The organism is Pseudomonas sp. PD9R, assembly GCF_019200975.1.
GTDB lineage: Bacteria > Pseudomonadota > Gammaproteobacteria > Pseudomonadales > Pseudomonadaceae > Aquipseudomonas.
Window position 1 is genome coordinate 171,283 of record NZ_JAHTMR010000011.1, and the last position, 26,136, is coordinate 197,418.

Consider the following 26,136-nt stretch of genomic DNA (forward strand, 5'->3'; position numbering starts at 1 on the left):
CTATTTACCGATACAGAAGCTGGAGAAAATCCGGCCCAAAAGATCGTCGGAGCTGAATTCGCCGGTGATTTCGCCTAAGGATTGTTGCGCCTGGCGTAAATCTTCGGCCAATAATTCTCCAGCGCCAGCTAATGTCAGCTGAGCGCGGCCGTGCTCAAGAGCAGAACTGGCATGACGCAACGCCTCAAGATGACGTCTGCGTGCGCTGAAGCTGCTTTCAGAGGTCTGTTCGTAACCCATACAGGCCTTGAGATGATCGCGCAGCAGCTCCAGGCCTAGCCCTGCAGACTTGGCACTCAAGTTGATGGTGACATGGCCATCAGCGCTGACTTCGAGGGCAATTGCCTCGCCCGTGAGGTCTGCCTTGTTACGAATGAGGGTGACTTTCTCCGGATCTGGCCGGGTTTCGAGAAATTCCGGCCACAAAGCGAAGGGATCAAGTGCTTCTGGAGCCGTGGCATCGACGACCAACAGTACGCGATCCGCCTCGCCGATAGCTTTCAATGCCCGCTCGACGCCAATCTTTTCCACATGATCATCGGTATCGCGCAGACCGGCGGTATCGACCACATGCAGCGGCATGCCATCAATGTGGATATGTTCGCGAAGAACATCCCGAGTAGTGCCGGCAATTTCGGTCACGATGGCCGCTTCGCGACCGGCCAGGGCATTGAGCAGGCTGGATTTACCGGCATTTGGACGGCCGGCAATCACCACGTTCATGCCATCGCGCAGCAAGGCACCCTGCCCGGCTTCGCGCAATACGGTGGATAACTCGTCGCGTACTTTGTCGAGCATGCTCAACACGTGGCCATCGGCCAGGAAGTCGATTTCTTCTTCCGGAAAATCGATTGCAGCCTCGACATAGATCCTCAGACCGATCAATTGCTCGGTGAGGTTATGCACACGAGCCGAAAAGGCGCCTTGCAAAGAACGCAGCGCGTTTCGAGCGGCCTGTGCAGAACTGGCTTCGATTAGGTCGGCAATGGCTTCGGCTTGGGCCAAGTCAAGTTTGTCGTTGAGGAATGCGCGTTCGCTGAATTCTCCCGGACGAGCCAGACGGCAACCCAGTTCAAGGCTGCGCTTGAGCAACATATCCAGAACAATCGGGCCACCGTGGCCCTGGAGTTCCAGCACATCTTCACCGGTGAACGAATTCGGTCCCGGGAAATACAGCGCAATACCCTGATCCAGCACTTCATCGTCGTCACCAAGGAACGGGCCATAGTGGGCAAATCGTGGTTTGAGGTCACGGCCGCTGAAGGCCTTGGCCGCAACGCTGGCCAATGGCCCGGAAATGCGGACGATGCCTACACCGCCGCGACCTTGAGCGGTTGCAACGGCGGCGATGGTTTCACGAGGAACGCTCATAAACCGGTATCCAGACAAAAGTGACAGATAGCAAAACGCCCCACTAGGGGGCGTTTTGAGTGGTTATCCACAGTGTAAATCAAGCGGCTGCTTTGGTAGCCCGTTCGATTTTACGAGTGATGTACCACTGTTGGGTGATCGACAGACAGTTGTTCACAACCCAATACAGAACCAGACCTGCCGGGAACCACAGGAAGAAGAAGGTGAAGATGATTGGCATCAGCTTCATCACCTTGGCCTGCATCGGATCCGGAGGAGTCGGGTTCAACTGCTGCTGGATGAACATGGTTGCACCCATGATGATCGGCAGAATGAAGAATGGGTCCTTGATCGACAGGTCAGTAATCCACAGCATGAAAGGCGCTTGACGCATTTCAACGCTTTCCAGCAGAACCCAGTACAGCGAGAGGAAAACCGGCATCTGCACGAGGATTGGCAAGCAACCACCCAGCGGATTGATCTTCTCTTTCTTGTACAACTCCATCATGGATTGCGACATTTTCTGCCGGTCATCGCCATGTTGCTCTTTCAGCGCGGCCAGTTTCGGTGCCACTGCACGCATGCGCGCCATGGATTTGTAGCTGGCAGCCGACAACGGGAAGAAAAGCCCTTTGATCAGCATGGTCAGGAAGATGATCGACCAGCCCCAGTTACCCACAATGGCGTGGATATGTTGCAGCAACCAGAAGATCGGTTGAGCGATGAACCACAGAATGCCGTAGTCGACAGTCAGTTCCAGACCTGGGGACAACTCTTTCAGCACAGCCTGGCTTTTTGGACCCGCGTACAGAATGGCACTGGTTTCAGCCTTGGCACCTGGCGCGACAGTCAGCGACGGGCCGGTGAAGCCAATGATGTAGTTGCCTTTGCTGTCTTTGCGGGTCTGGACGACATTGTTTTCGCCCTTGGCCGGAATCCATGCTGTCACGAAGTAGTGTTGCAGCCAGGCAACCCAACCACCGGTAACGGATTCTTTCAGCTGACCCTTGTCCATGTCCTTCATGGACACTTTCTTGTACGGCTCGGAACTTGTCCACAGGGCTGCGCCCAGGTAAGTCGCGGTGCCGGTGGCGGTGCTGGAAGAAGGATCGGAGCTGGCGTCACGCTTCAATTGCGCGAACATCGCACCGGACCAGGGTTGGGCGCTCTGGTTGTCGATCAGATAAGAAACGGTTACGTCATACAGGCCGCGTTTCAGGGTGAAACGCTTGATGTAGTTGACGCCGTCCTTGCTGAACTTCAGATCAACGACCAATTGGTCCTGACCGTCAGCCAGTTGATAAATCTTCTTCTCCGAGGAGTAAACCGGACGACCGGCAGGACTCGCGTCCGGGCCGTTGCTGCCGATCAGGCCGCTTTGAGCCAGATAAGTGCGCTCGTTGCCGTTATCGAACAACTGGAATGGAATTTCCGGATGGTCCTGGCGACGTGGATACAGCGGCAACTTCAGCTGAGCGACATCACCACCTTGTGGATCGATAGCCAGATCGAGCACATCCGTTTTGATCTGGATGAGGTCGGTGCTTGCGGCTACCGGCGTTTCGGCAGGTGCGCTGGTATCGTTTGCAGCGCGTGGAATGTCGTCACTGACGGACGCTTTATTGCCAGTTGCCGTATCCGGGAGGCCCGGTGCGGTAGTACTGGAAGCAACATTCTGAGTCGGCAGGGCAGCCTGGCCATAGTCCTGGTTCCATTTAAGAACCATAACGTAGGACACGATTGCCAGGGCGACGATCAGGATCGTGCGTTTGATATCCATGATTACTCGGCCATCGAAGAAGAACGGGAGGTAGGGATAGGTGGAACCGGGTCATAACCACCGGGATTCCACGGATGACAGCGACCTAAACGACGAAAGGTCAGCCAGCCACCGCGCAGAAGGCCATAATTTTCGATGGCTTCTAACGCGTAGCAGGAACAACTGGGGTAGAAACGACAGTGACTGGCCATCAGGGGACTAATGGCATAGCGATAAAACTGGATCGGAACGAGTGCCAGTTTACGCATCTGGACTGTCTACCCCTACAGTTTCGGTTTTGACTGCTGGTACTGGCGTGCTGCGTGCCAGACGCTTCCAGAGTTTGCCGAAATGCTGAATCAATTCGGGGTTTTCTACATCACCCAAACCTTTGCGCGCGACGATAACAATGTCCCAGCCGACCAGTGAATCCTGGTTCAGACGAAACGATTCGCGCATCAGACGTTTGAGGCGATTGCGCTCAACGGAGAGCTTTACGCTCTTTTTCCCGATAACCAGCCCTAGACGGGGGTGATCAAGATCGTTGTTGCGTGCAAGGAGCAGGAGATTTTTCCCCGGAACCTTGCCGGTAGGGGAGTCAAAGACTGCCTTGAAATGCCGGGGAGTAAGCAGACGCTTTTCCCGACTGAAGTCCTGACTCACCTCCAGTACCGGATTATCAAACTGCCAGACGCGCACGACCTTTGGCGCGACGACGCGACAGGACTGCGCGGCCGTTCTTGGTAGCCATGCGAGCACGGAAACCGTGGGTACGAGCGCGTTTGATAGTGCTTGGTTGGAAAGTACGTTTCATTGTCGTGTTACCTGGTTCGTCCACAACGGGCCGGAATGGCCCCCGTTTTAAGAGACCGGGGATTCTAGAGAAAGCAAGCCTCTAGGTCAATTTCCAACCAACGTTTCCTTATAAATAGATCTCTTGGGGTTTTTCCGTGCGCAGCTCATTACCCAAATATAAAAATAAAGAAGGAAAGTATTTAAAGCTTTTCTGTAAAGCTTATAAAAGCTAGGGACGCGATCATCTGTGGATAACTGCCCTTAGCCCTTGAATCACTTGATGTACAGAGAATGACAACTACAGTGGAAAACCGTGATCAGCCTGTGCTGCGCTGTCGGATAACCTGTGTGTGAAAGGCGGGTTTATCCACAGGCAGGTTATCCACCGAGTTTCGCCCCCAGTTGTGCAATGAGCTTAGACCCGGTTATCCACAGAGCTTATGCACAGACCACTGGTCGTCTTTTTTGCGTATATAACGTCGATTCTTGTCGGCGCGTGATGAACCTTCGTGTGGATAAGTCAGCGTCCGGTCGCTACAATGGCCGCTTGTTTTTGCCTCACCGGCTTTCAACTTAGGGGATATCCGTGTCAGTGGAACTTTGGCAGCAGTGCGTAGAGCTTTTGCGCGATGAGCTGCCTGCCCAACAATTCAACACTTGGATCCGTCCACTACAGGTCGAAGCCGAAGGCGACGAGTTGCGTGTCTATGCACCCAACCGTTTTGTTCTGGACTGGGTAAATGAAAAATACCTGGGTCGCGTCCTGGAACTGCTGGACGAGCACGGCAACGGTATGGCTCCAGCGCTTTCCTTATTAATAGGCAGCAAACGCAGTTCCGCGCCGCGTGCGGCTCCGAATGCTCCGCTGGCGGCCGCTGCGGCATCGCAGATACAGGCTGCCTCGACGCCGGTCAGCGCTCCGCCCCCAGCCGCCGCACCCACCAAGCGTGCGACACAAAAACTCGCTTCGGTCACTGAAGAAGAACCTTCGCGCGACAGTTTCGACCCAATGGCCGGTGCCAGCTCCCAACAAGCACCGGTTCGCTCTGAACAGCGCACCGTGCAGGTTGAAGGTGCGCTCAAGCACACCAGCTACCTGAACCGCACGTTCACGTTCGAAAACTTCGTTGAGGGCAAGTCCAACCAACTGGCCCGGGCTGCGGCCTGGCAGGTAGCGGATAACCCCAAGCACGGCTACAACCCGCTCTTCCTTTATGGCGGCGTCGGTCTGGGTAAAACCCACTTGATGCATGCTGTGGGTAACCATCTATTAAAGAAGAACCCGAATGCCAAGGTCGTGTACCTGCATTCCGAGCGCTTTGTGGCCGACATGGTCAAGGCCTTGCAGCTGAACGCTATCAACGAGTTCAAGCGTTTCTATCGTTCGGTGGACGCCTTGCTGATCGATGACATTCAGTTCTTTGCCCGCAAGGAACGTTCTCAGGAAGAGTTTTTCCACACCTTCAACGCCCTGCTTGAAGGTGGCCAGCAGGTCATTCTTACCAGTGACCGCTACCCGAAAGAAATCGAAGGCCTTGAAGAGCGCCTGAAATCCCGCTTCGGCTGGGGCCTGACGGTTGCCGTCGAGCCGCCTGAGCTGGAAACCCGTGTGGCGATTTTGATGAAGAAGGCCGATCAGGCCAAAGTCGAGCTGCCGCACGACGCAGCGTTCTTTATTGCCCAGCGTATTCGTTCCAACGTCCGTGAATTGGAAGGAGCGCTCAAGCGCGTAATCGCTCACTCGCACTTCATGGGCCGCGACATCACCATCGAGCTGATTCGCGAATCACTGAAAGACTTGTTGGCGCTTCAAGACAAACTGGTCTCTGTGGATAACATTCAGCGCACCGTCGCCGAGTACTACAAGATCAAGATCTCGGATTTGCTGTCCAAACGCCGTTCGCGTTCGGTCGCCCGTCCGCGTCAGGTCGCCATGGCGTTGTCCAAGGAACTGACCAACCACAGCTTGCCGGAAATCGGTGATGTGTTTGGCGGTCGCGACCACACGACTGTTTTGCACGCCTGCCGCAAGATCAACGAACTTAAGGAATCCGACGCGGACATCCGCGAGGACTACAAGAACCTGCTGCGTACACTGACCACTTGATGAACACCAGCGCAGCTTATTAAGGCAAGGGACTAGACCATGCATTTCACCATTCAACGCGAAGCCCTGTTGAAACCCCTGCAACTGGTCGCAGGCGTAGTCGAGCGCCGCCAGACCTTGCCGGTGCTCTCCAACGTGCTGCTGGTTGTCGAAGGCCAGCAACTGTCGCTGACCGGTACCGACCTGGAAGTCGAGCTGGTCGGTCGTGTTCAACTCGAGGAGCCTGCTGAACCGGGTTCCATCACCGTGCCTGCGCGCAAGCTGATGGATATCTGCAAAAGCTTGCCGAATGATGCGCTGATCGACATCAAGGTCGACGAACAGAAGCTCGTGGTGAAAGCTGGCCGTAGCCGCTTCACGCTGTCGACCCTGCCGGCCAACGATTTCCCGACGGTGGAAGAAGGCCCGGGTTCGCTGACTTGCAGCCTGGAGCAAAGCAAACTGCGTCGTTTGATCGAACGCACCAGCTTCGCCATGGCCCAGCAGGATGTACGTTATTACCTGAACGGCATGCTGCTGGAAGTCTCTGCCGGCATCATTCGCGCCGTGGCCACCGACGGTCACCGTCTGGCCATGTGCTCGATGCAGGCCGACATCGGTCAGCCGGATCGCCACCAGGTGATCGTGCCACGCAAGGGCATCCTTGAACTCGCACGCCTGCTGACTGAGCCGGACGGCATCGTCAGCATCGTTCTGGGTCAGCACCACATTCGTGCCACCACCGGCGAATTCACCTTCACCTCGAAACTGGTCGACGGTAAATTCCCTGACTACGAGCGTGTTCTGCCGAAGGGTGGCGACAAGCTTGTACTCGGTGATCGCCAGGCACTGCGCGAAGCGTTCAGCCGTACTGCGATTCTATCCAACGAGAAGTACCGTGGCATCCGCCTGCAACTGGCCAACGGTCAGTTGAAGATCCAGGCGAACAACCCGGAGCAGGAAGAAGCGGAAGAAGAAGTAGGCGTTGAATACAACGGTGGCACCCTGGAAATTGGCTTCAACGTGAGTTACTTGCTCGACGTCCTAGGCGTTATGACCACCGAGCAGGTTCGTCTGATCCTGTCCGACTCCAACAGCAGCGCGCTGGTACAAGAGTCTGACAACGATGATTCGGCCTACGTTGTCATGCCGATGCGTCTGTAATCATGTCCAGCAGAAGCTAGATGTCTTTAAGTCGCGTCTCGGTCACCGCGGTGCGCAATCTGCACCCGGTGACCTTCTCCCCCTCCCCCCGAATCAATATTCTTTACGGCGCCAACGGCAGCGGCAAAACCAGTGTTCTGGAAGCCATACATCTGCTGGGGCTTGCCCGTTCGTTTCGCAGCACCCGTCTACTACCGGTCATTCAGTACGAGCAACTGGCATGCACGGTATTCGGCCAGGTTGAATTGGCCGAAGGCGGCCAGAGCGCGTTAGGCATTTCGCGGGACCGCCAGGGCGAGTTTCAAATCCGCATCGACGGGCAGAACGCCCGTAGTGCGGCACAGCTGGCGGAGATCCTGCCGCTGCAGTTGATCAACCCCGACAGCTTTCGCTTGCTGGAAGGTGCGCCGAAAATTCGCCGGCAGTTTCTCGACTGGGGTGTGTTCCACGTGGAACCACGTTTCATGTCTACCTGGCAGCGCTTGCAGAAGGCCCTGCGCCAGAGAAACTCTTGGCTGCGGCATGGTACACTTGACGCCGTTTCGCAAGCGGTTTGGGACAGGGAACTGTGCCAGGCAAGCGCTGAAATTGATGAATACCGCCGCGCTTATATCAAAGCCTTGAAACCAGTCTTTGAACAGACCTTGAGCGAACTGGTTGAGCTCGAGGGCTTAACGCTCAGCTATTACAGAGGTTGGGACAAAGACCGAGAGCTAAGCGCAGTGCTCGCCGGATCCCTTCAGCGGGATCAGCAAATGGGTCATACCCAGGCCGGACCACAACGCGCTGATTTGCGTCTCAGATTGGGCGCACACAATGCCGCGGATATCTTGTCCCGTGGACAGCAGAAGTTAGTGGTCTGTGCCTTGCGGATTGCCCAGGGACATCTGGTCAGCCAGGCCAGACGCGGTCAGTGTATTTATCTGGTGGATGACCTGCCGTCTGAACTGGACGAGCATCACCGTCGCGCGCTTTGCCGCTTGTTGGAAGACTTACGCTGCCAGGTATTTATCACCTGTGTAGATCACGAATTATTGAGGGAAGGCTGGCAGACGGAAACGCCAGTCGCTCTGTTCCACGTGGAACAGGGCCGTATCACCCAGACCCACGACCATCGGGAGTGAAGGCATTGAGCGAAGAAAATACGTACGACTCAACGAGCATTAAAGTGCTGAAAGGCCTGGATGCCGTACGCAAACGTCCCGGTATGTACATTGGTGACACCGACGATGGCAGCGGTCTCCACCACATGGTGTTCGAAGTGGTCGATAACTCGATCGACGAAGCTCTCGCCGGCCACTGTGACGACATCAGCATCATTATCCACCCGGATGAATCCATCACCGTTCGCGACAACGGCCGTGGCATTCCGGTAGACGTGCACAAAGAAGAAGGCGTTTCGGCAGCCGAGGTCATCATGACCGTGCTGCATGCCGGCGGTAAGTTTGACGACAACTCCTACAAAGTATCCGGCGGTCTGCACGGTGTAGGTGTTTCGGTAGTAAACGCCCTGTCCAAAGAATTGATCCTGACCGTTCGCCGCAGCGGCAAAATCTGGGAACAGACGTACGTCCACGGTGTTCCGCAAGAGCCGATGAAAATCGTCGGCGAGAGCGAAACCACCGGCACCCAGATTCACTTCAAGCCGTCGGCTGAGACCTTCAAGAACATTCACTTCAGCTGGGACATCCTGGCCAAGCGGATTCGTGAACTGTCCTTCCTCAACTCTGGTGTTGGCATCGTCCTCAAGGATGAGCGCAGCGGCAAGGAAGAGCTATTCAAGTACGAAGGCGGCCTGCGGGCGTTCGTTGAATACCTGAACACCAACAAGACTGCGGTCAACCAGGTGTTCCACTTCAACATCCAACGTGAAGACGGCATCGGCGTGGAAATCGCCCTGCAGTGGAACGACAGCTTCAACGAGAATCTGTTGTGCTTCACCAACAACATTCCGCAGCGCGATGGCGGGACTCACCTGGTGGGTTTCCGTTCCGCACTGACGCGTAACCTGAACACCTACATTGAAGCTGAAGGCTTGGCGAAGAAGCACAAAGTCGCCACTACCGGGGACGATGCCCGTGAAGGCCTGACCGCGATTATTTCGGTGAAAGTGCCGGATCCGAAGTTCAGTTCCCAGACCAAAGACAAGCTGGTGTCTTCCGAAGTGAAGACCGCGGTCGAGCAGGAAATGGGCAAGTACTTCTCTGACTTCCTGCTGGAAAACCCGAACGAAGCCAAGCTCGTTGTCGGCAAGATGATCGACGCGGCTCGCGCGCGTGAAGCAGCGCGTAAAGCCCGTGAAATGACACGCCGTAAAGGCGCGCTGGATATCGCCGGCCTGCCGGGCAAACTGGCTGACTGCCAGGAAAAAGACCCTGCCCTTTCCGAACTGTACCTCGTGGAAGGTGACTCTGCTGGCGGCTCCGCCAAGCAGGGGCGCAACCGTCGCACCCAGGCCATCCTGCCGTTGAAAGGCAAGATCCTGAACGTTGAGAAAGCGCGCTTTGACAAGATGATCTCTTCGCAAGAAGTGGGCACCTTGATCACCGCGCTGGGCTGCGGCATTGGCCGCGACGAGTACAACATCGACAAGCTGCGCTATCACAACATCATCATCATGACCGATGCTGACGTCGACGGTTCGCACATCCGTACCTTGCTGCTGACCTTCTTCTTCCGTCAGTTGCCGGAGCTGATCGAGCGTGGCTACATCTACATCGCTCAGCCACCGCTGTACAAGGTCAAGAAAGGCAAGCAAGAGCAATACATCAAAGACGACGACGCCATGGAAGAGTACATGACGCAATCGGCCCTGGAAGATGCGAGCCTGCACCTGAACGAAGACGCGCCTGGTATCTCCGGTGAAGCCCTTGAGCGTCTGGTGAATGACTTCCGTCTGGTGATGAAGACTCTCAAGCGTCTGTCGCGTCTGTACCCACAGGAACTGACCGAACACTTCATCTACCTGCCAGCTGTCAGCCTGGAGCAATTGTCCGATCACGCAGCGATGCAGAATTGGATGGCTCAGTACGAAGTTCGCCTGCGGACTGTGGAAAAATCCGGCCTGGTCTACAAAGCCAGCCTGCGTGAAGACCGTGAACGTAACGTCTGGCTGCCAGAGGTCGAACTGATCTCCCATGGCCTGTCGAACTACGTCACCTTCAACCGCGACTTCTTCGGCAGCAACGACTACAAAACTGTCGTGTCTCTGGGCGCTCAACTGAGCACCTTGCTGGACGATGGCGCGTACATCCAGCGTGGCGAGCGCAAGAAACCGGTCACCGAGTTCAAGGAAGCGCTTGAATGGCTGATGGCTGAAAGCACCAAGCGTCACACCATTCAGCGATACAAAGGTCTGGGCGAAATGAACCCGGATCAGTTGTGGGAAACCACCATGGATCCAGCCCAGCGCCGAATGCTCAAAGTGACCATTGAAGATGCCATTGGCGCGGACCAGATCTTCAACACCCTGATGGGGGATGCGGTCGAACCACGTCGCGACTTCATAGAAAGCAACGCTCTGGCGGTTTCCAACCTGGACTTCTGATCCCTCGGTAACCCGCCAAACCAAAAAGGCCAACGCTCTCGCGTTGGCCTTTTTATTTGTTTAAAGCAAAGATCGTCGGAGCGCGGCCCGAACCTTCGGCAGCTCCTACACGGATCGCATTTTCAAATGCCGAAGGCTGCGATCTTTTGATCTTAAAAATTCCACATGCCACGCATAAAAAAACCGGCTATATCAGCCGGTTTTTTTGCGCCCGAAAAAACTTATGCACGTTTTTCGGTTTTTTACCTGTTTATGAAATATGTATATAAATCATAAAGTTACAAGAAAAATAAGACGTTTTTCAAGTAAACGGTACACAGGTTATCCACAGAATCTCAGACAGCCACCTGATCGTTCGCAATTGGCGCTTTTGGTGCCGGTGGCAACGAGCCCATTTCCCGCTGCATTTGCTCATTCCAGGCTTGTACCCGGTCGTTCAAATCGGCGATTGCGCGTGGCCCGCTGCCTTCGGCATACATCGGTGTGCCGATGATGACGGTGATGACGCCCTGCTGCTTCGCCCAGCCGGTTTTCGGCCAGAACTTGCCGGCGTTGTGCGCAATCGGCAGCACCGGTAGTTGGGCATTGACCGCCAAGGCGCTACCGCCGCGCGAGAACTTGCCGACGGTGCCGTAGGGAACACGGGTGCCCTCGGGGAAGATCAGCACCCAGACGCCGTCTTTCAACAGCTCATCGCCCTTCTTCGCCACGTGCTTGAGCGCGGCTTTCGGGTTGTCCCGGTCAATCGCGATAGGACGCAGCATGGCCATGGCCCAGCCGAAGAACGGCACGAAGAGCAATGAACGCTTCAGCACCTGGCTCAAGGGTTCGAAGTAGGCCGAGAGGAAGAAAGTCTCCCAGGTGCTCTGGTGGTTCGACTGAATCACGCAGGGTTGGGCCGGGATGTTCTCGGCGCCCTTCACTTCGTAGTGGATACCCAGAAACACTTTGCTCAGCCACAAGGCGCAGCGGCACCAATACACGTTGATGAAGCGATAACGTGCCTTGAACGGCAGAAATGGCGCGATAAAAAAGCTCAGGCTGCACCACAGCAACGAGCTGGTGCCCAGTAGCAGGTAAAAGAGGAAGGTTCTGATGGCCTGCAGTATCGACATGGCGACGTTTACCGTTGCGGGCATTGCCCGCCTAATTTAAGCGCACTCCCGATCAATCCTTGGTCAGGAATATCAGAAGCACTCTAATTGTGGATAAGTTCTGCGGCAATCGCCGCCAGATCGTCAAAAATCAAGGTGCCTACCGGTAGGGTCTTGCCCAAAGTCTTTTCGCCTTTCCCGGTCTTAACTAAAACTGGCTGAGAATCGACGGCTTTGGCGGCTTCCAGGTCACCGAGACTATCGCCGACGAACCATAGATTAGTCAGCGACACGTTGTAATGTGCGGCGATGTTTTTCAACATCCCGGGTTTTGGCTTGCGGCAATCGCAGCCTTCGTCCGGCCCGTGCGGGCAATAGACGATCAGCCCAACTTCACCACCTTGCTCCGCCACCAGCGCGCGCAAGCGCTCGTGCATCGCATCAAGGGTGGAAATGTCGTAATAGCCACGAGCAATGCCCGACTGGTTGGTAGCAACTGCTACCGTCCAGCCGGCCTTGCTCAACTGCGCGATGGCTTCGATCGAACCGGGGATTGGAATCCACTCCTCCACCGACTTGATGTAAGCGTCGGAGTCGTAATTGATCACTCCGTCCCGATCGAGAATCAGCAGTTTCAAACAGTCTTACCCCAACAACGAAATATCGGCGACGCCGAGGAACAGCCCACGCAGACGCGCCAGCAAGGCATAACGGTTGGCGCGGACCTTGGCGTCTTCCGCGTTGACCATCACTGCTTCGAAGAACGCATCGACCGGCTCGCGCAGGGCGGCCAGGCGTGCCAGCGATTCGCTGTACTGGCGCGCCGCAGCCATTGGCTGAACAGCCTGGTCTGCCTGCTGAATCGCCGAATACAGGGAAAACTCGTTGGCATTGTCGAAGTACTTCGCTTCGACGACGGTCGGAACCGAGCCTTCAACCTTGCTCAGCAAGTTCGAAACTCGCTTGTTCACGGCAGCCAGGGCAGCCGCTTCCGGCAACTTGCGGAACGCTTGGACTGCTTGAACACGTTGGTCGAAGTCCAGGGCGGAACCCGGCTTCAGCGCACGTACCGACAGGTAGGTCGCGACGTCGACGCCCTCGTCTTCATAACGAGCACGCAGACGGTCGAAGATGAACTCCAGCACGGCGTCGTTCAGGCCGGCAGCTTTCACCTTGGCACCGAACGCATTCACAGCGAAGGCCACGGCATCGTTCAGGTCCAGATCCAGTTGCTTCTCGATCAGGATGCGCAGCACACCGAGTGCGGCACGGCGCAGGGCATACGGGTCTTTGCTGCCGGTCGGCAGCATGCCGATGCCGAAAATGCCGACCAACGTGTCGAGCTTGTCAGCGATGGCCACGGCCGCACCGGTCAGGGTGGTTGGCAGCTCAGCGCCAGCACCGCGCGGCATGTACTGCTCGTTCAGCGCCAGCGCTACGTCTTGCGGCTCGCCATCGTTGAGGGCGTAGTAGTAGCCGGCAACGCCTTGCATCTCCGGGAACTCGCCGACCATTTCGGTCGCCAGGTCGCATTTGGACAACAGACCGGCACGGGAAGCCCATGCAGCGTTGCCGCCGATGCGCTGAGCGATGTAAGCGGCCAGTTTGGAAACGCGCTCGGCCTTGTCGTAGACGCTGCCGAGTTTTTCCTGGAACACCACGTTTTGCAGGCGCAGGTTAAAGTCTTCGAGTTTCTGCTTCTTGTCTTGCTTGAAGAAGAACTCGGCGTCGGTCAGGCGTGGGCGAACCACTTTCTCGTTACCGGCGATGATCTGCTGCGGGTCTTTGCTCTCGATGTTGGCCACGGTAATGAAACGTGGCAGCAACTTGCCGTCGATATCCAGCAGGCAGAAATACTTCTGGTTGTCCTGCATGGTGGTGATCAGCGCTTCTTGTGGCACGTCGAGGAAGCGTTCTTCGAACGAGCACACCAGCGGCACCGGCCACTCAACCAGCGCAGTCACTTCATCGAGCAGGTCCGGCGGCACGATGGCGGTGCCTTCCTGCAGGGTCGCCAGTTCTTCGGTGCGCTTGCTGATGATTGCGCGACGCTCGTTGGCGTCGGCCAGCACGTAAGCGGCACGCAGGTCATTGAGGTAGCTGGATGGCGAACCGATGCGCACGGTTTCCGGATGATGGAAACGGTGGCCGCGGGAATCACGACCGGACTTCTGCGCGAGGATGGTGCAGTCGATGACCTGGTCACCGAGCAGCATCACCAGCCATTGGGTCGGACGAACGAATTCTTCCTTGCGGGCACCCCAACGCATGCGCTTCGGGATCGGCAGGTCGTTCAGGGAATCTTCGACGATGGTCGGCAGCAGGCTGGCGGTCGGCTTGCCGGCAATGCTTTGGCTGTAGCGCAGTTTTGGGCCGCTCTGATCGATTTCGCTCAGGTCGACGCCGCACTTCTTGGCAAAACCCAGTGCCGCTTGCGTCGGGTTGCCATCAGCATCGAACGCAGCCTGACGTGGCGGGCCATCGAGGTTGATGCTGCGATCCGGCTGCTGAGTAGCCAGCGAAGTGATCAGCACCGCCAGACGACGTGGCGCCGCGTAGACGGTTTTGGTCTCGTAGTTCAGGCCGGCGGCTTGCAGGCCTTTGTCGATACCGGCAAGAAACGCCTCGGCCAGGGTGTTCAGGGCTTTGGGTGGCAGTTCTTCAGTGCCCAGTTCAACCAGAAAATCCAGAGCACTCATTGTGCAGCCTCCAGCTTGGCCAGTACTTCGTCACGCAGGTCCGGGGTCGCCATCGGGAAGCCGAGCTTGGCGCGAGCCAGCAGGTAGGCTTGCGCAACGGAACGCGCCAGGGTGCGTACACGCAGAATGTATTGCTGACGCGCGGTGACGGAAATCGCCCGGCGCGCATCCAGCAGGTTGAAGGTATGGGAGGCCTTCAACACCATTTCGTAGCTCGGCAACGGCAGCGGCTGGTCGAGTTCGATCAGGCGCTTGGCTTCGCTTTCGTAGAAATCGAACAGTTCGAACAGCTTCTCGACGTTGGCGTGTTCGAAGTTGTAGGTCGACTGCTCCACTTCGTTCTGATGGAACACGTCGCCGTAGGTGACTTTGCCCATCGGGCCGTCAGCCCAGACCAGGTCGTAGACCGAGTCCACGCCTTGCAGGTACATGGCCAGGCGCTCCAGGCCGTAGGTGATCTCGCCGGTCACCGGGTAGCACTCGATGCCGCCCGCTTGCTGGAAGTAGGTGAACTGGGTCACTTCCATGCCGTTGAGCCAGACTTCCCAGCCCAGACCCCAGGCGCCGAGGGTCGGCGATTCCCAGTTGTCTTCGACGAAACGGATGTCATGCACCAATGGGTCGAGGCCCACGTGCTTTAGGGAGCCCAGGTACAGCTCCTGGAAGTTGTCCGGGTTCGGCTTCAGGACTACCTGGAACTGGTAGTAGTGCTGCAGACGGTTCGGGTTTTCGCCGTAGCGGCCGTCAGTCGGGCGACGACTTGGCTGCACATAAGCGGCGTTCCAGGTTTCCGGGCCAATGGCGCGCAGGAATGTTGCGGTGTGGAAAGTGCCGGCGCCTACTTCCATATCGTAGGGCTGAAGTACCACACAACCTTGCTCGGCCCAGTATTGCTGGAGGGCGAGGATCAAGTCTTGGAAGGTACGCACGGCTGGCGTAGGCTGGCTCACGAAATTCACCTGTTTCTTGGGCTGCGATTTAAAGAGCGGGAGTATACCCGATTCGTTGCTGCGCACGCCCCCTGGAGCCTTATGCCACGCTGCTTTTGGTGTTCCGAAGATCCGCTGTACATGGCTTATCACGATCAAGAGTGGGGCACGCCTCTACGCGATGCGCAGGGTTTGTTCGAGTTGCTTTTGCTCGAAGGGTTCCAGGCCGGGCTTTCCTGGATCACCGTGTTGCGCAAACGCGAACATTACCGCCAGGTGATGTACGGCTTTGACGTGCAGCGCGTGGCGCAAATGAGCGACGCCGAAGTCGATGAATTGATGCTCGATCCGGGGATCATCCGCAATCGCCTCAAGCTCAATGCCGCCCGGCGCAATGCCCAGGCCTGGCTGGCGCTGGAGGACCCGGTCGAGTTTCTCTGGTCGTTTGTTGGCGGGACGCCGAAGATCAATCATTTCAAGGACCGCACCGAAGTGCCGGCCATCACACCCGAGGCGGTGGAGATGAGCAAAGGTTTGAAAAAGGCCGGATTTACCTTCGTCGGCCCGACCATTTGCTACGCGCTGATGCAGGCTTCGGGCATGGTCATGGATCACACCCGGGATTGTGACCGCTACGCGCTGCTGGCGAACGGCGGTTAGAATAGCCGCCTCGCGCACAGCACAAGAACAGGAGTGACCTGTGGAAAAGTTTAAAGGCGCCTTGCTGGTAGGCGCTCTGCGGCTGTTTGCCCTGCTTCCGTGGCGGGCGGTGCAGGCCGTCGGCTCGGCGATTGGCTGGCTGATGTGGAAAACCCCCAACCGTTCCCGCGATGTGGTGCGGATCAACTTGGCCAAGTGCTTTCCGGACATGGACCCTGCCGAGCGCGAGCGTCTGGTCGGCCAGAGCTTGAAAGACATTGGCAAGTCCCTGACCGAAAGCGCCTGCGCCTGGATCTGGCCAGCCCAGCGTTCCATCGACCTGGTGCGCGAGGTCGAAGGTCTCGACATATTGAAAGACGCCCTCGCCTCCGGCAAAGGCGTGGTTGGCATCACCAGCCATCTGGGCAACTGGGAAGTGCTCAACCACTTCTATTGCAGCCAGTGCAAACCGATCATTTTCTACCGCCCGCCAAAACTGAAGGCTGTGGATGAATTGCTGCGCAAACAGCGTGTGCAACTGGGCAACAAAGTGGCCGCTTCCACCAAGGAAGGCATCCTCAGCGTCATCAAGGAAGTGCGCAAAGGTGGTGCAGTGGGCATTCCCGCTGACCCGGAACCGTCCGAATCCGCCGGGATCTTCGTGCCGTTCTTCGCCACCCAGGCACTGACCAGCAAATTCGTACCGAACATGCTGGCCGGCGGTAAAGCGGTCGGTGTGTTCCTGCATGCCCTGCGTCTGCCGGACGGTTCGGGCTACAAAGTTATCCTCGAAGCCGCGCCCGAAGCCATGTACAGCACCGATACCGAGACGTCGTGCGCGGCCATGAGCCAGGTGGTCGAGCGCTATGTGCGGGCGTATCCGAGCCAGTACATGTGGAGCATGAAGCGCTTCAAGAAACGTCCACCGGGCGAAGAACGCTGGTATTGATCCAAATGGCATGATCTGTGGATAAGTTGTAGGAGCGAGCTTGCTCGCGATGGACGTAAGAGCGCCGCGTTCGGCCAGACAGCCCTCGTGAACCTTAACGTCCATCGCAAGCAAGCTCGCTCCTACATGCACACATGCCGCTGTTCAGGAAAGGACGCAAAGATGTCCGAAAACAGAAAATCATTTCGCATCAAGATCAGCCACGAAAGCTTCGGCGAATGCCTGGGCCAGACGCGCAATCTGTCGACCACCGGTGTCTACGTTAAGCATCCGGCCTTGTCGGCATTGCCCAGAGGGGCGGTGGTGTATGGGCAGGTGCAGGACTTACCCACAGGCGCGCCGCGAGTACGCATGGAAGTGGTGCTGGTGGATGCCGAAGGTATTGGCTTGCGCTACCTCTGATCAGAGCGCCTGACGATCGAGTTTCTTGATAAACACCGTCATTTCCTTCTCCGCCTGCTTGTCGCCATGAGCGCGGGCGGCTTCCAGGCCTTGTTCCCAGGCCTGGCGCGCGCCGGCATGGTCCGACAACGCCAGGTGCGCCTTGCCCAACAGCTTCCACGCCGCCGAGTATTTTGGATCGATTTCCACGCAACGCTGGAAATGCTCCACAGCCTTGGCATTGTCCCCCAGATCCAGATAACCCTTGCCCAGGCCGAAGCGCAGCAACGAGTTATCCACACCCTTGGCGAGCATTTTTTCCAGGGATTCGATCATTTGTGGATTCCTTTGTCTGGTTTGAAGCAAAGATCAAAAGATCGCAGCCTGCGGCAGCTCCTACAGATACCGGTGCAGATGTTGCCGCAGGCTGCGATTTTGGCAATGTTGAGTCAGAAAAAGCTCAACCCCACATGAAACAGCTTTTCCACATCGCGAATATGCTTTTTATCCACAAGGAACAGAATCACATGGTCGCCGGTTTCGATCACCGTATCGTCGTGGGCGATGATCACTTCTTCGTCGCGGATGATCGCGCCGATCGTGGTGCCCGGCGGCAGACCGATGTTCTCGATGGCCTTGCCGATGACCTTGCTCGACTTTGCATCACCGTGGGCAATCGCCTCGATGGCTTCCGCCGCGCCCCGGCGCAGTGAGTGCACGCTGACGATATCGCCACGGCGCACGTGGGCCAGCAAGGTGCCGATAGTCGCCAGCTGCGGGCTGATAGCGATGTCGATGTCACCGCCCTGAATCAAGTCCACGTACGCCGGGTTGTTGATGATAGTCATCACCTTCTTCGCGCCCAGCCGCTTGGCCAGTAATGACGACATGATGTTGGCTTCGTCGTCGTTGGTCAGGGCCAGGAAGATGTCGGCGTCGGCGATGTTTTCTTCCATCAACAAGTCGCGGTCGGAGGCGCTGCCCTGTAACACCACAGTGCTGTCGAGGGTGTCCGAGAGGTGGCGGCAACGGGCCGGGTTCATCTCGATGATCTTTACCTGGTAGCGACTCTCGATGGCTTCGGCCAGCCGCTCGCCGATCTGCCCGCCACCGGCGATGACGATGCGTTTGTAAGTCTCGTCGAGACGGCGCATTTCACTCATCACCGCACGAATGTTGGCTTTGGCGGCAATGAAAAATACTTCGTCGTCCGCTTCGATCACTGTGTTGCCCTGAGGCAAAATCGGCCGGTCACGACGGAAAATCGCCGCGACGCGGGTTTCGACATTCGGCATGTGCTCACGCAACTGGCGCAGTTGCTGGCCCACGAGGGGGCCGCCGTAATACGCCTTCACAGCCACCAGTTGCGCCTTGCCCTCGGCGAAGTCGATCACCTGCAAGGCACCCGGATGCTGAATCAAACGCTTGATGTAATTGGTGACCACTTGCTCGGGGCTGATCAGCACGTCGACTGGAATCGCTTCGTTATCGAACAGCTCGGTACGGGTCAGGTAGGCGGCTTCACGGACCCGGGCGATCTTCGTGGGTGTGTGGAACAGGGTGTGGGCAACCTGACAGGCGACCATGTTGGTTTCATCGCTGTTAGTCACGGCCACCAGCATGTCGGCGTCGTCGGCACCGGCCTGGCGCAGCACGGTTGGCAGCGAACCGCGTCCCTGCACCGTGCGGATGTCCAAGCGGTCACCGAGGTCGCGCAGGCGTTCGCCGTCGGTGTCGACCACCGTGATGTCGTTGGCTTCACTGGCCAAGTGTTCCGCCAGCGAACCGCCGACCTGCCCTGCACCGAGGATGATGATTTTCATCCAGTCACTCCATTGAATCCGTTTAACCGCGCGCGGCGGCGATCTTGATCAGCTTGGCGTAGTAGAACCCGTCGTGGCCGCCCTGCTGGGCCAGCAACTGGCGACCATGAGGTTGCTTGATCCCGGCCGCAGTAGCCAGGTCCAGTTCACGGGCGCCGGGTGTACGGGCAAGGAAGGCTTCAATGACTTCGGTGTTTTCCGTGGGCAATGTGGAGCAAGTGGCGTAGAGCAAGATGCCGCCAACCTCCAGCGTTTTCCACAGGGCGTCCAGCAGTTCACCTTGCAGCAGCGCCAGTGCGGTGATGTCGTCTGCTTGGCGGGTAAGCTTGATGTCCGGGTGACGACGAATGACGCCGGTGGCCGAGCACGGCGCGTCCAGCAGGATGCGCTGGAAGGGTTTGCCGTCCCACCAAGTGGCGGTGTCACGACCGTCGGCGGCGATCAGTTCGGCGCTCAGGCCCAGGCGTTCGAGGTTTTCTCGCACGCGCACCAGACGTTTGGCTTCCAGGTCAACAGCTACCACGCCCGCGAGCGCTGGCTCGGCTTCGAGGATGTGGCAAGTCTTGCCACCCGGTGCGCAGCAGGCGTCGAGCACCCGTTGACCCGGCGCCAGATCCAGCAGATCGGCAGCCAGTTGTGCCGCTTCGTCCTGCACGCTGATCCAGCCTTCGGCGAAACCCGGCAGGCTGCGCACGTCGGCGGCGGCGTCGAGGATGATGCCGTCGCGGCTATAAGCGCATGCGCTGGCGGCGATGCCGGCTTCGCTGAGCAAGCCGAGATAAGCGTCGCGTGTGTGATAGCGACGGTTGACTCGCAGAATCATCGGCGGATGCGCATTGTTCGCCGCGCAAATAGCTTCCCATTGCTCAGGCCAGAACGCCTTCAGGGATTTTTGCAGCCAGCGCGGGTGAGCGGTGCGCACCACCGGATCGTGCTCCAACTCGGCCAGCAGCGCTTCGCTTTCCCGTTGGGCGCGGCGCAGCACGGCGTTGAGCAAGGCTTTCGCCCAGGGTTTTTTCAGTTTGTCGGCGCAACCGACGGTTTCGCCGATAGCGGCGTGGGCCGGCACGCGGGTGTAAAGCAATTGATAGAGGCCGACCAGCAGCAGCGCTTCGACATCGGTGTCGGCTGCCTTGAACGGCTTCTGCAGCAACTTGGCCGCCAGCGCCGACAAGCGTGGCTGCCAGCGCGCGGTACCGAACGCCAGGTCCTGGGTGAAACCGCGATCGCGGTCCTCGACCTTGTCCATTTGCGTCGGCAGCGAACTGTTGAGTGAGGCTTTTCCGTTAAGAACAGCGGCGAGTGCCTTGGCGGCGGCCAGACGCGGATTCATTGAGCATCCGCCGTTTGACCGAGCACCGTGCCGAGGGCGAATTTCTCACGACGGCTGTTGAACAAGTCGCTGAAGTTCAGCGCCTTGCCGCCGGGCAATTGCAGGCGGGTCAGGCACAGCGCCTGCTCGCCGCACGCGACGATCAAGCCGTCCTTGCTGGCGCCGAGGATTTCCCCCGCTGCTCCCTTGCCTTCGGCGAGGCTCGCGGCCAGCACTTTCAGTGCTTCGCCGTTCAACGTGCTGTGGGTGATCGGCCACGGATTGAAGGCGCGGACCAGGCGTTCCAGCTCCACCGCCGGGCGAGTCCAGTCGATGCGGGCTTCGTCCTTGTTCAATTTGTGCGCGTAAGTGGCGAGGCTGTCGTCCTGCACTTCGCCTTGCAGCGTGCCAGCCGCCAGGCCTGCAATCGCTTGGATCACGGCCGGTGGCCCCATTTCGGCCAGTCGGTCGTGGAGGCTGCCGCCGGTGTCGTCGGCGCTGATCGGCGTGGTGACTTTCAGCAGCATCGGCCCGGTGTCGAGACCTGCTTCCATGCGCATCACCGTCACGCCGCTTTCGGCATCGCCCGCTTCGACAGCGCGCTGGATCGGCGCTGCACCGCGCCAGCGCGGCAACAGCGAAGCATGGCTGTTGATGCAGCCCAGGCGCGGAATATCCAGCACTACCTGCGGCAGAATCAGGCCGTAGGCGACCACTACCATCAAGTCCGGCTTCAATGCGGCCAATTCAGCCTGCGCGTCTTCGTTGCGCAGTGTTGGCGGTTGCAGCACCGCAATGTTGTTCTCAAGGGCCAGTTGCTTGACCGGGCTCGGCATCAGTTTTTGCCCGCGACCGGCCGGACGATCCGGTTGGGTGTAGACCGCGACGACCTCGTGAGGGCTGCTCAGCAGGGCCTTGAGGTGTTCAGCGGCGAATTCCGGGGTGCCGGCAAAGACGATGCGCAGTGGCTCAGTCATGAAGGGCTCTCTATTGCTTAGCATCTTGAAAAGAAAAAGGCTTGCCGCAGCAAGCCTTTGAAGGAGGGCATCAAACGTTCTGGCGGTGGAGCTTTTCCAGTTTCTTCTTGATGCGGTCGCGTTTGAGCGTCGACAGGTAATCAACGAACAATTTGCCGTTGAGATGGTCGCATTCGTGCTGGATGCACACGGCAAGCAGATCTTCGGCGATCAGTTCGTAAGGCTGGCCGTCGCGGTCCAGAGCCTTGACCTTGACCCTTTGCGGGCGATCGACGTTTTCGTAGAAACCCGGCACCGAAAGGCAGCCTTCCTGGTACTGGCCCATGTCGTCGGTCAGCGGTTCGAGCTCGGGGTTGATGAACACTCGTGGCTCGGTGCGGTCTTCAGAAAGGTCCATCACGACGATACGTTTGTGCACGTTGACCTGGGTCGCGGCGAGGCCGATACCCGGTGCTTCATACATTGTTTCAAACATGTCATCGACCAACTGACGCACTTCGTCGTCCACTACGGCCACCGGTTTGGCGATAGTGCGCAGGCGCGGGTCAGGGAATTCGAGGATGTTTAAAATGGCCATAAGCTTGATGAGTGCACGTGTGAAGTAAGGTCGGGTCGATGGCCTGGCGAGTCCGAAGATGCAGGCTACCTTTGTAAAACGTAGCTCCCTTCTTTTGATAAGCAAGCCGGGAGCGAGCCACTGACGGCTCTGGCGTTTCACGCGAACGCACATAATAAAGGGATTCACCGCATGAGGAAATCACTACTCGCCCTGCTCCTTCTGGCCTCGGCCGGTTTGGCGCACGCGCAAGTGCAACTCAAGGAAGGTTTTCCACAGCAGTACACAGTGGTAGCGGGGGACACACTCTGGGACATCTCGGGAAAATTTCTTCGTGAACCCTGGCATTGGCCTGAGCTCTGGCAAGCCAATCCGCAGATCGAAAACCCCAATCTCATCTACCCCGGCGATTCTCTGTCGCTGGTCTACGTCAATGGCCAGCCACGGCTGACGCTCAACCGCGGCGCATCGCGGGGCATCATCAAGCTCTCGCCACGGGTGCGCAGCAGCCCGGTGGCCGACGCGATCCCGAGCATTCCGCTGAAATCGATCAATAGCTTTCTGTTGAGCAACCGCATCGTCGACAAGGTTGAGGATTTCGACAAGGCGCCTTACATCGTCGCCGGTGATGCCGAGCGTGTGCTCAGCGGCATGGGTGACCGCATCTTCGCCCGTGGCCATTTCGACCCGGCGCAGCCGGTCTACGGCATCTTCCGCCAAGGCAAGGTTTACACCGATCCGCAGACCCAGGAGTTTCTGGGCATCAATGCCGACGACATCGGCGGCGGCGAAGTTGTGGCCACCGAAGGCGACGTGGCCACATTGGCGCTGCAACGCACGACCCAGAAAGTGCGCCTCGGCGACCGGCTGTTCAGCGGTGAAGAGCGGTCGATCAACTCGACGTTCATGCCCAGCGCACCGAAAAACCCAATCAACGGTGTGATCATCGATGTGCCGCGCGGGGTGACTCAGATCGGCGCGCTAGACGTGGTCACGCTTAACAAGGGCCAACGCGATGGTCTGGCGGAAGGCAACGTGTTGGTGGTGATGAAAACCGGCGAAACCGTGCGCGACCGGATCACTGGCCAGCCGCTGAAAATTCCCGATGAGCGCGCCGGACTGCTGATGGTTTTTCGCACCTACGACAAGCTCAGCTACGGGCTGGTGCTCAATGCTTCGCGCTCGCTGGCGGTGATGGATAAGGTGCGAAATCCTTAGTTGGCTTCACAAGTTACCAACAGAGTTATCCACAGCTTATTCCCGTTTGTACGGGTCCTCATAACGATCAAGGATGATCCATGTCGCAGCCCTCTGTTACACCGGTTTCCCCTGCGGAACTGGAAGCTCGTTTACGTCTGCACCGTTTGCCTGAACTCGGCCCGGCGCGTTTCAAAAAGTTGTTGGAAGCCTTCGGTTCGGCATCAAAAGCCATCAGCGCGCCGGCCAGTGCCTGGCGTGCGCTTGGTTTGCCGCTGGCGTGTTCCGAGGCCAGGCGTTGCGCGGAAGTCCGTGATGGCGCGAGTCACGCATTGGCCTGGATAGAGCGCAAGGGCCAGCATTTACTGATGTGGGACCAGCCTGACTACCCTGCTCTGCTGGCGGAAATCAGCGATGCACCGCCGTTGCTGTTCGTGGCGGGTGATCCCGGCATTCTCGAAAAACCGCAGCTGGCGATGGTTGGCAGTCGTCGAGCTTCACGGCCGGGCATGGACACCGCGGCGGCGTTTTCGCGCAGCCTGGCCAGTGCCGGGTTTGTCATCACCAGCGGTTTGGCGCTGGGCATCGACGCCGCCGCGCATCAGGCGGCGCTGGACGTCCGAGGGCAAACAGTCGGGGTGTTGGGCACGGGTCTTGAAAAGTTTTATCCACAACGCAATCGACGGCTGGCTGACGCGATGATTGCCTCGGGTAGCGCGGTGCTGTCGGAGTTCCCGCTGGACGCCGGCCCGACCGCCAGCAACTTCCCGCGACGCAATCGAATCATCAGTGGTTTGTCCCTTGGCGTGCTGGTGGTTGAGGCCAGTGTCGCCAGTGGTTCGTTGATCACCGCGAGGCTAGCGGCGGAGCAAGGGCGCGAGGTGTATGCCATTCCTGGATCAATTCATCATCCTGGTGCGCGCGGCTGTCATCAGCTGATCCGCGACGGTGCAGTGTTGGTGGAAACCATCGAGCATATCCTCGAAGCGCTGCGCGGCTGGCAGCAGCTGCCGTTATTCACGGAGTCGGCGCCGGCGGCGACTCATCCTCTGCTTGCGTTACTGCATGCCGCGCCGCATACCAGTGAAGCACTGGCGGATGCCAGCGGCTGGACCTTGCCCAAAGTGTTGGGAGCGCTGACGGAACTGGAAATGGAGGGGCGTGCAGTTTGCGAAAACGGCCGCTGGTTGGCACGGGTGAGCTAGGTTTTACAAGGAAGATCGGTAAACTGCGCAGAGCCTTTTTCTGGAGAGTTTTTCATGGTCAACAGTTGGCGTGTGCAACAAGCCGCACAAGCAGTTCGCGCCGGAGCGGTGATTGCCTACCCAACCGAAGCAGTCTGGGGCCTGGGTTGCGACCCGTGGGACATTGATGCGGTGGAGCGTTTGTTGCTGATCAAGGGCCGGTCTATGGAGAAGGGCCTGATCCTGGTCGCCGACAACATTCGCCAGTTCGACTTCCTCTTCGAAGACTTCCCTGAACTGTGGATGGACCGGATGGCCAGCACCTGGCCGGGGCCGAACACCTGGCTGGTGCCGCATCAGAATCTATTGCCGCAGTGGATTACCGGGGTGCATGAAACCGTGGCGCTGCGAGTCAGCGATCACCCGCAAGTACGGGATTTGTGTGCGTTGGTCGGGCCTCTGGTGTCGACGTCAGCCAACCCACAAGGCCGTCCGGCGGCGCGCACGCGGATTCGCGTCGAGCAGTATTTCCGTGGGCAGGTCGATCATGTGCTGGGTGGGAATCTGGGTGGGCGCAAAAATCCGAGCGTGATTCGCGATCTGGCGACCGGGCATGTTGTGCGCCCGGATTGAGACCGAGGCGCGCCCATCGCTAGCAGGCTAGCTCCCACAATGGATCTGTGTGGGTGCTGGCCTGCTAGCGATGGCGTCATTCAGGGCAACAAAACAACCGAACCGGTCGTGCGCCGCGCCGACAACTCGGTCTGTGCCTTAGCCGCATCAGCCAATGGATACTTCTGGCTGATGTCCACCTTCACCTTGCCGCTGATGATCATCTCGAACAGCTCATCGGCCATGCGCTGCAGGTTTTCCGCGTTGTTGGCATAAGTCCCCAGCGTCGGCCGGGTCACGTACAGCGAACCTTTCGCCGACAGAATCCCCAGATTGACGCCATCTACAGCGCCGGACGCATTGCCGAAACTCACCACCAGGCCGCGCGGTGCTGCGCTGTCGAGCGAGGTCAGCCAAGTGTCCTTGCCGACGCCGTCGTAGACCACCGGGACTTTTTTCCCGTCAGTCAATTCCAGTACGCGTTGTGCAACGTTTTCATGGCTGTAATCGATGGTCGCCCAGGCGCCGTTGGCCTTGGCCAGCGCGGCTTTCTCTGCTGAGCTCACGGTGCCGATCAACTTCACGCCCAGTGCCTTGGCCCATTGGCAGGCCAGCGAGCCAACGCCACCGGCCGCCGCGTGGAACAAGATGGTTTCGCCACCTTTGAGTTCATAGGTCTGACGCAGCAGGTATTGCACGGTCAGGCCCTTGAGCATCACTCCCGCGGCCTGTTCGAAACTGATGGCATCCGGCAGGCGCACCAGATTAGCCTCGGGCAACACGTGCACGTCGCTGTAGGCACCCAATGGGCCGCTGCCGTAGGCCACGCGATCACCGACCTTGAATCGGGTCACGTCACTGCCCACTGCCTCGACCACGCCCGCGCCTTCCGAACCCAAGCCCGATGGCAAGGCGGGTGGCGGATAGAGGCCGCTGCGGTAATAGGTGTCGATGAAGTTCAGGCCGATGGCCTTGTTGCTCACACGGACCTGCTGCGGGCCGGGCTCGGCGGGCTGGTAATCCACATACTCGAGCACTTCGGGGCCGCCATGGGCACGGAACTGAATACGCTTTGCCATCTGA

The 26,136-nt window shown here is 58.3% G+C and carries 25 protein-coding genes; 10 read left to right on the forward strand and 15 right to left on the reverse strand.

The features are described 5' to 3' along the window. From mnmE to rpmH, 5 genes are all read right to left on the reverse strand, one after another. The gene (gene mnmE / locus KUF73_RS21005) at positions 1–1,371 is read right to left on the reverse strand and encodes a tRNA uridine-5-carboxymethylaminomethyl(34) synthesis GTPase MnmE (RefSeq protein WP_218439945.1); all 1,371 of its coding nucleotides are present in this window, start codon (positions 1,369–1,371) and stop codon (positions 1–3) included. Positions 1,372–1,450: 79 nt separating this feature from the next. Next, a complete protein-coding gene (gene yidC, locus KUF73_RS21010; RefSeq protein WP_218439946.1) occupies positions 1,451–3,130 on the reverse strand; it encodes a membrane protein insertase YidC in 1,680 nt (559 codons plus the stop codon). A 2-nt stretch (positions 3,131–3,132) separates the two neighbouring features. Next, positions 3,133–3,378 (reverse strand): membrane protein insertion efficiency factor YidD, encoded by a 246-nt coding sequence (yidD, locus tag KUF73_RS21015; RefSeq protein WP_081832423.1) that lies wholly within the window; start codon positions 3,376–3,378, stop codon positions 3,133–3,135. After that, a complete protein-coding gene (rnpA, locus tag KUF73_RS21020; RefSeq protein ID WP_028620331.1) occupies positions 3,371–3,772 on the reverse strand; it encodes a ribonuclease P protein component in 402 nt (133 codons plus the stop codon). The genes yidD and rnpA overlap by 8 nt, the downstream gene beginning before the upstream one ends. A 16-nt stretch (positions 3,773–3,788) precedes the next feature. Continuing rightward, a complete protein-coding gene (gene rpmH / locus KUF73_RS21025) occupies positions 3,789–3,923 on the reverse strand; it encodes a 50S ribosomal protein L34 (protein WP_003213577.1) in 135 nt (44 codons plus the stop codon). 567 nt (positions 3,924–4,490) lie between these two features. Here rpmH and dnaA point away from each other — a divergent pair. Genes dnaA through gyrB form a run of 4 tightly spaced genes read left to right on the forward strand, consistent with a single transcriptional unit; the run spans position 4,491 to position 10,701 of the window. After that, the gene (gene dnaA, locus KUF73_RS21030; protein WP_218439947.1) at positions 4,491–6,011 is read left to right on the forward strand and encodes a chromosomal replication initiator protein DnaA; all 1,521 of its coding nucleotides are present in this window, start codon (positions 4,491–4,493) and stop codon (positions 6,009–6,011) included. Positions 6,012–6,050: 39 nt separating this feature from the next. Further along, entirely contained in the window at positions 6,051–7,154 is a 1,104-nt protein-coding gene (dnaN, locus tag KUF73_RS21035; protein ID WP_218439948.1) for a DNA polymerase III subunit beta, read from the forward strand. A gap of 20 nt (positions 7,155–7,174) precedes the next feature. After that, the gene (recF, locus tag KUF73_RS21040) at positions 7,175–8,278 is read left to right on the forward strand and encodes a DNA replication/repair protein RecF (RefSeq protein WP_095943030.1); all 1,104 of its coding nucleotides are present in this window, start codon (positions 7,175–7,177) and stop codon (positions 8,276–8,278) included. Positions 8,279–8,283: 5 nt separating this feature from the next. After that, positions 8,284–10,701: a DNA topoisomerase (ATP-hydrolyzing) subunit B gene (gene gyrB / locus KUF73_RS21045; RefSeq protein ID WP_218439949.1), complete on the forward strand. Its 2,418-nt coding sequence runs from the start codon at positions 8,284–8,286 to the stop codon at positions 10,699–10,701. A 335-nt stretch (positions 10,702–11,036) separates the two neighbouring features. Here gyrB and KUF73_RS21050 read toward each other — a convergent pair whose 3' ends face one another. The 4 genes from KUF73_RS21050 to glyQ all read right to left on the reverse strand — a co-directional run bounded on the left by KUF73_RS21050 (position 11,037) and on the right by glyQ (position 15,444). Then, positions 11,037–11,816 (reverse strand): 1-acyl-sn-glycerol-3-phosphate acyltransferase, encoded by a 780-nt coding sequence (locus KUF73_RS21050; RefSeq protein WP_218439950.1) that lies wholly within the window; start codon positions 11,814–11,816, stop codon positions 11,037–11,039. Positions 11,817–11,899: 83 nt separating this feature from the next. Next, on the reverse strand, positions 11,900–12,433 hold the full coding sequence (gene gmhB, locus KUF73_RS21055; RefSeq protein ID WP_218439951.1) for a D-glycero-beta-D-manno-heptose 1,7-bisphosphate 7-phosphatase: 534 nt from the start codon (positions 12,431–12,433) through the stop codon (positions 11,900–11,902). A 6-nt stretch (positions 12,434–12,439) separates the two neighbouring features. Next, positions 12,440–14,494 (reverse strand): glycine--tRNA ligase subunit beta, encoded by a 2,055-nt coding sequence (gene glyS / locus KUF73_RS21060; RefSeq protein ID WP_218439952.1) that lies wholly within the window; start codon positions 14,492–14,494, stop codon positions 12,440–12,442. Continuing rightward, on the reverse strand, positions 14,491–15,444 hold the full coding sequence (glyQ, locus tag KUF73_RS21065; RefSeq protein ID WP_008155694.1) for a glycine--tRNA ligase subunit alpha: 954 nt from the start codon (positions 15,442–15,444) through the stop codon (positions 14,491–14,493). Before glyQ ends, glyS begins: the two co-directional genes overlap by 4 nt. A gap of 81 nt (positions 15,445–15,525) precedes the next feature. On the opposite strand from glyQ, the gene tag reads away from it, so the two are divergent. The 3 genes from tag (at position 15,526) to KUF73_RS21080 (ending at position 17,413) form a co-directional block, all read left to right on the forward strand. Beyond that, a complete protein-coding gene (gene tag, locus KUF73_RS21070) occupies positions 15,526–16,083 on the forward strand; it encodes a DNA-3-methyladenine glycosylase I (protein ID WP_218439953.1) in 558 nt (185 codons plus the stop codon). Between the two features lie 40 nt (positions 16,084–16,123). Next, a complete protein-coding gene (locus tag KUF73_RS21075) occupies positions 16,124–17,011 on the forward strand; it encodes a lysophospholipid acyltransferase (RefSeq protein WP_218439954.1) in 888 nt (295 codons plus the stop codon). A 162-nt stretch (positions 17,012–17,173) separates the two neighbouring features. After that, positions 17,174–17,413, forward strand: coding sequence for a PilZ domain-containing protein (locus KUF73_RS21080; protein ID WP_218439955.1), 240 nt, complete (start codon positions 17,174–17,176; stop codon positions 17,411–17,413). Here the strand turns inward: KUF73_RS21080 and KUF73_RS21085 are convergent, their stop codons facing one another. The 5 genes from KUF73_RS21085 to def form a co-directional block, all read right to left on the reverse strand. Then, positions 17,414–17,728, reverse strand: a complete 315-nt coding sequence (locus KUF73_RS21085) for a tetratricopeptide repeat protein (RefSeq protein WP_218439956.1) — start codon at positions 17,726–17,728, stop codon at positions 17,414–17,416. It lies immediately after the preceding gene. Between the two features lie 113 nt (positions 17,729–17,841). After that, positions 17,842–19,215 carry a Trk system potassium transporter TrkA gene (trkA, locus tag KUF73_RS21090; protein WP_218439957.1) on the reverse strand — a complete coding sequence of 458 codons (1,374 nt, stop codon included), beginning with the start codon at positions 19,213–19,215 and terminating at the stop codon, positions 17,842–17,844. A gap of 22 nt (positions 19,216–19,237) precedes the next feature. Continuing rightward, positions 19,238–20,548, reverse strand: coding sequence for a 16S rRNA (cytosine(967)-C(5))-methyltransferase RsmB (rsmB, locus tag KUF73_RS21095; protein WP_218439958.1), 1,311 nt, complete (start codon positions 20,546–20,548; stop codon positions 19,238–19,240). Then, positions 20,545–21,504: a methionyl-tRNA formyltransferase gene (gene fmt, locus KUF73_RS21100; RefSeq protein WP_218439959.1), complete on the reverse strand. Its 960-nt coding sequence runs from the start codon at positions 21,502–21,504 to the stop codon at positions 20,545–20,547. The genes rsmB and fmt overlap by 4 nt, the downstream gene beginning before the upstream one ends. Before the next feature lie 70 nt (positions 21,505–21,574). Next, positions 21,575–22,081, reverse strand: coding sequence for a peptide deformylase (def, locus tag KUF73_RS21105; protein ID WP_218439960.1), 507 nt, complete (start codon positions 22,079–22,081; stop codon positions 21,575–21,577). Between the two features lie 171 nt (positions 22,082–22,252). Between def and KUF73_RS21110 the strand changes: the two genes are divergently transcribed. From KUF73_RS21110 to KUF73_RS21120, 3 genes are all read left to right on the forward strand, one after another. Beyond that, positions 22,253–23,278 (forward strand): LysM peptidoglycan-binding domain-containing protein, encoded by a 1,026-nt coding sequence (locus KUF73_RS21110; RefSeq protein WP_218439961.1) that lies wholly within the window; start codon positions 22,253–22,255, stop codon positions 23,276–23,278. A gap of 80 nt (positions 23,279–23,358) precedes the next feature. Beyond that, positions 23,359–24,462, forward strand: a complete 1,104-nt coding sequence (dprA, locus tag KUF73_RS21115; protein WP_218439962.1) for a DNA-processing protein DprA — start codon at positions 23,359–23,361, stop codon at positions 24,460–24,462. A gap of 54 nt (positions 24,463–24,516) precedes the next feature. Beyond that, positions 24,517–25,074 carry an L-threonylcarbamoyladenylate synthase gene (locus KUF73_RS21120; RefSeq protein WP_218439963.1) on the forward strand — a complete coding sequence of 186 codons (558 nt, stop codon included), beginning with the start codon at positions 24,517–24,519 and terminating at the stop codon, positions 25,072–25,074. Positions 25,075–25,154: 80 nt separating this feature from the next. Here the strand turns inward: KUF73_RS21120 and KUF73_RS21125 are convergent, their stop codons facing one another. After that, the gene (locus KUF73_RS21125) at positions 25,155–26,132 is read right to left on the reverse strand and encodes an NADPH:quinone reductase (RefSeq protein ID WP_218439964.1); all 978 of its coding nucleotides are present in this window, start codon (positions 26,130–26,132) and stop codon (positions 25,155–25,157) included. Positions 26,133–26,136 lie beyond the last annotated feature (4 nt).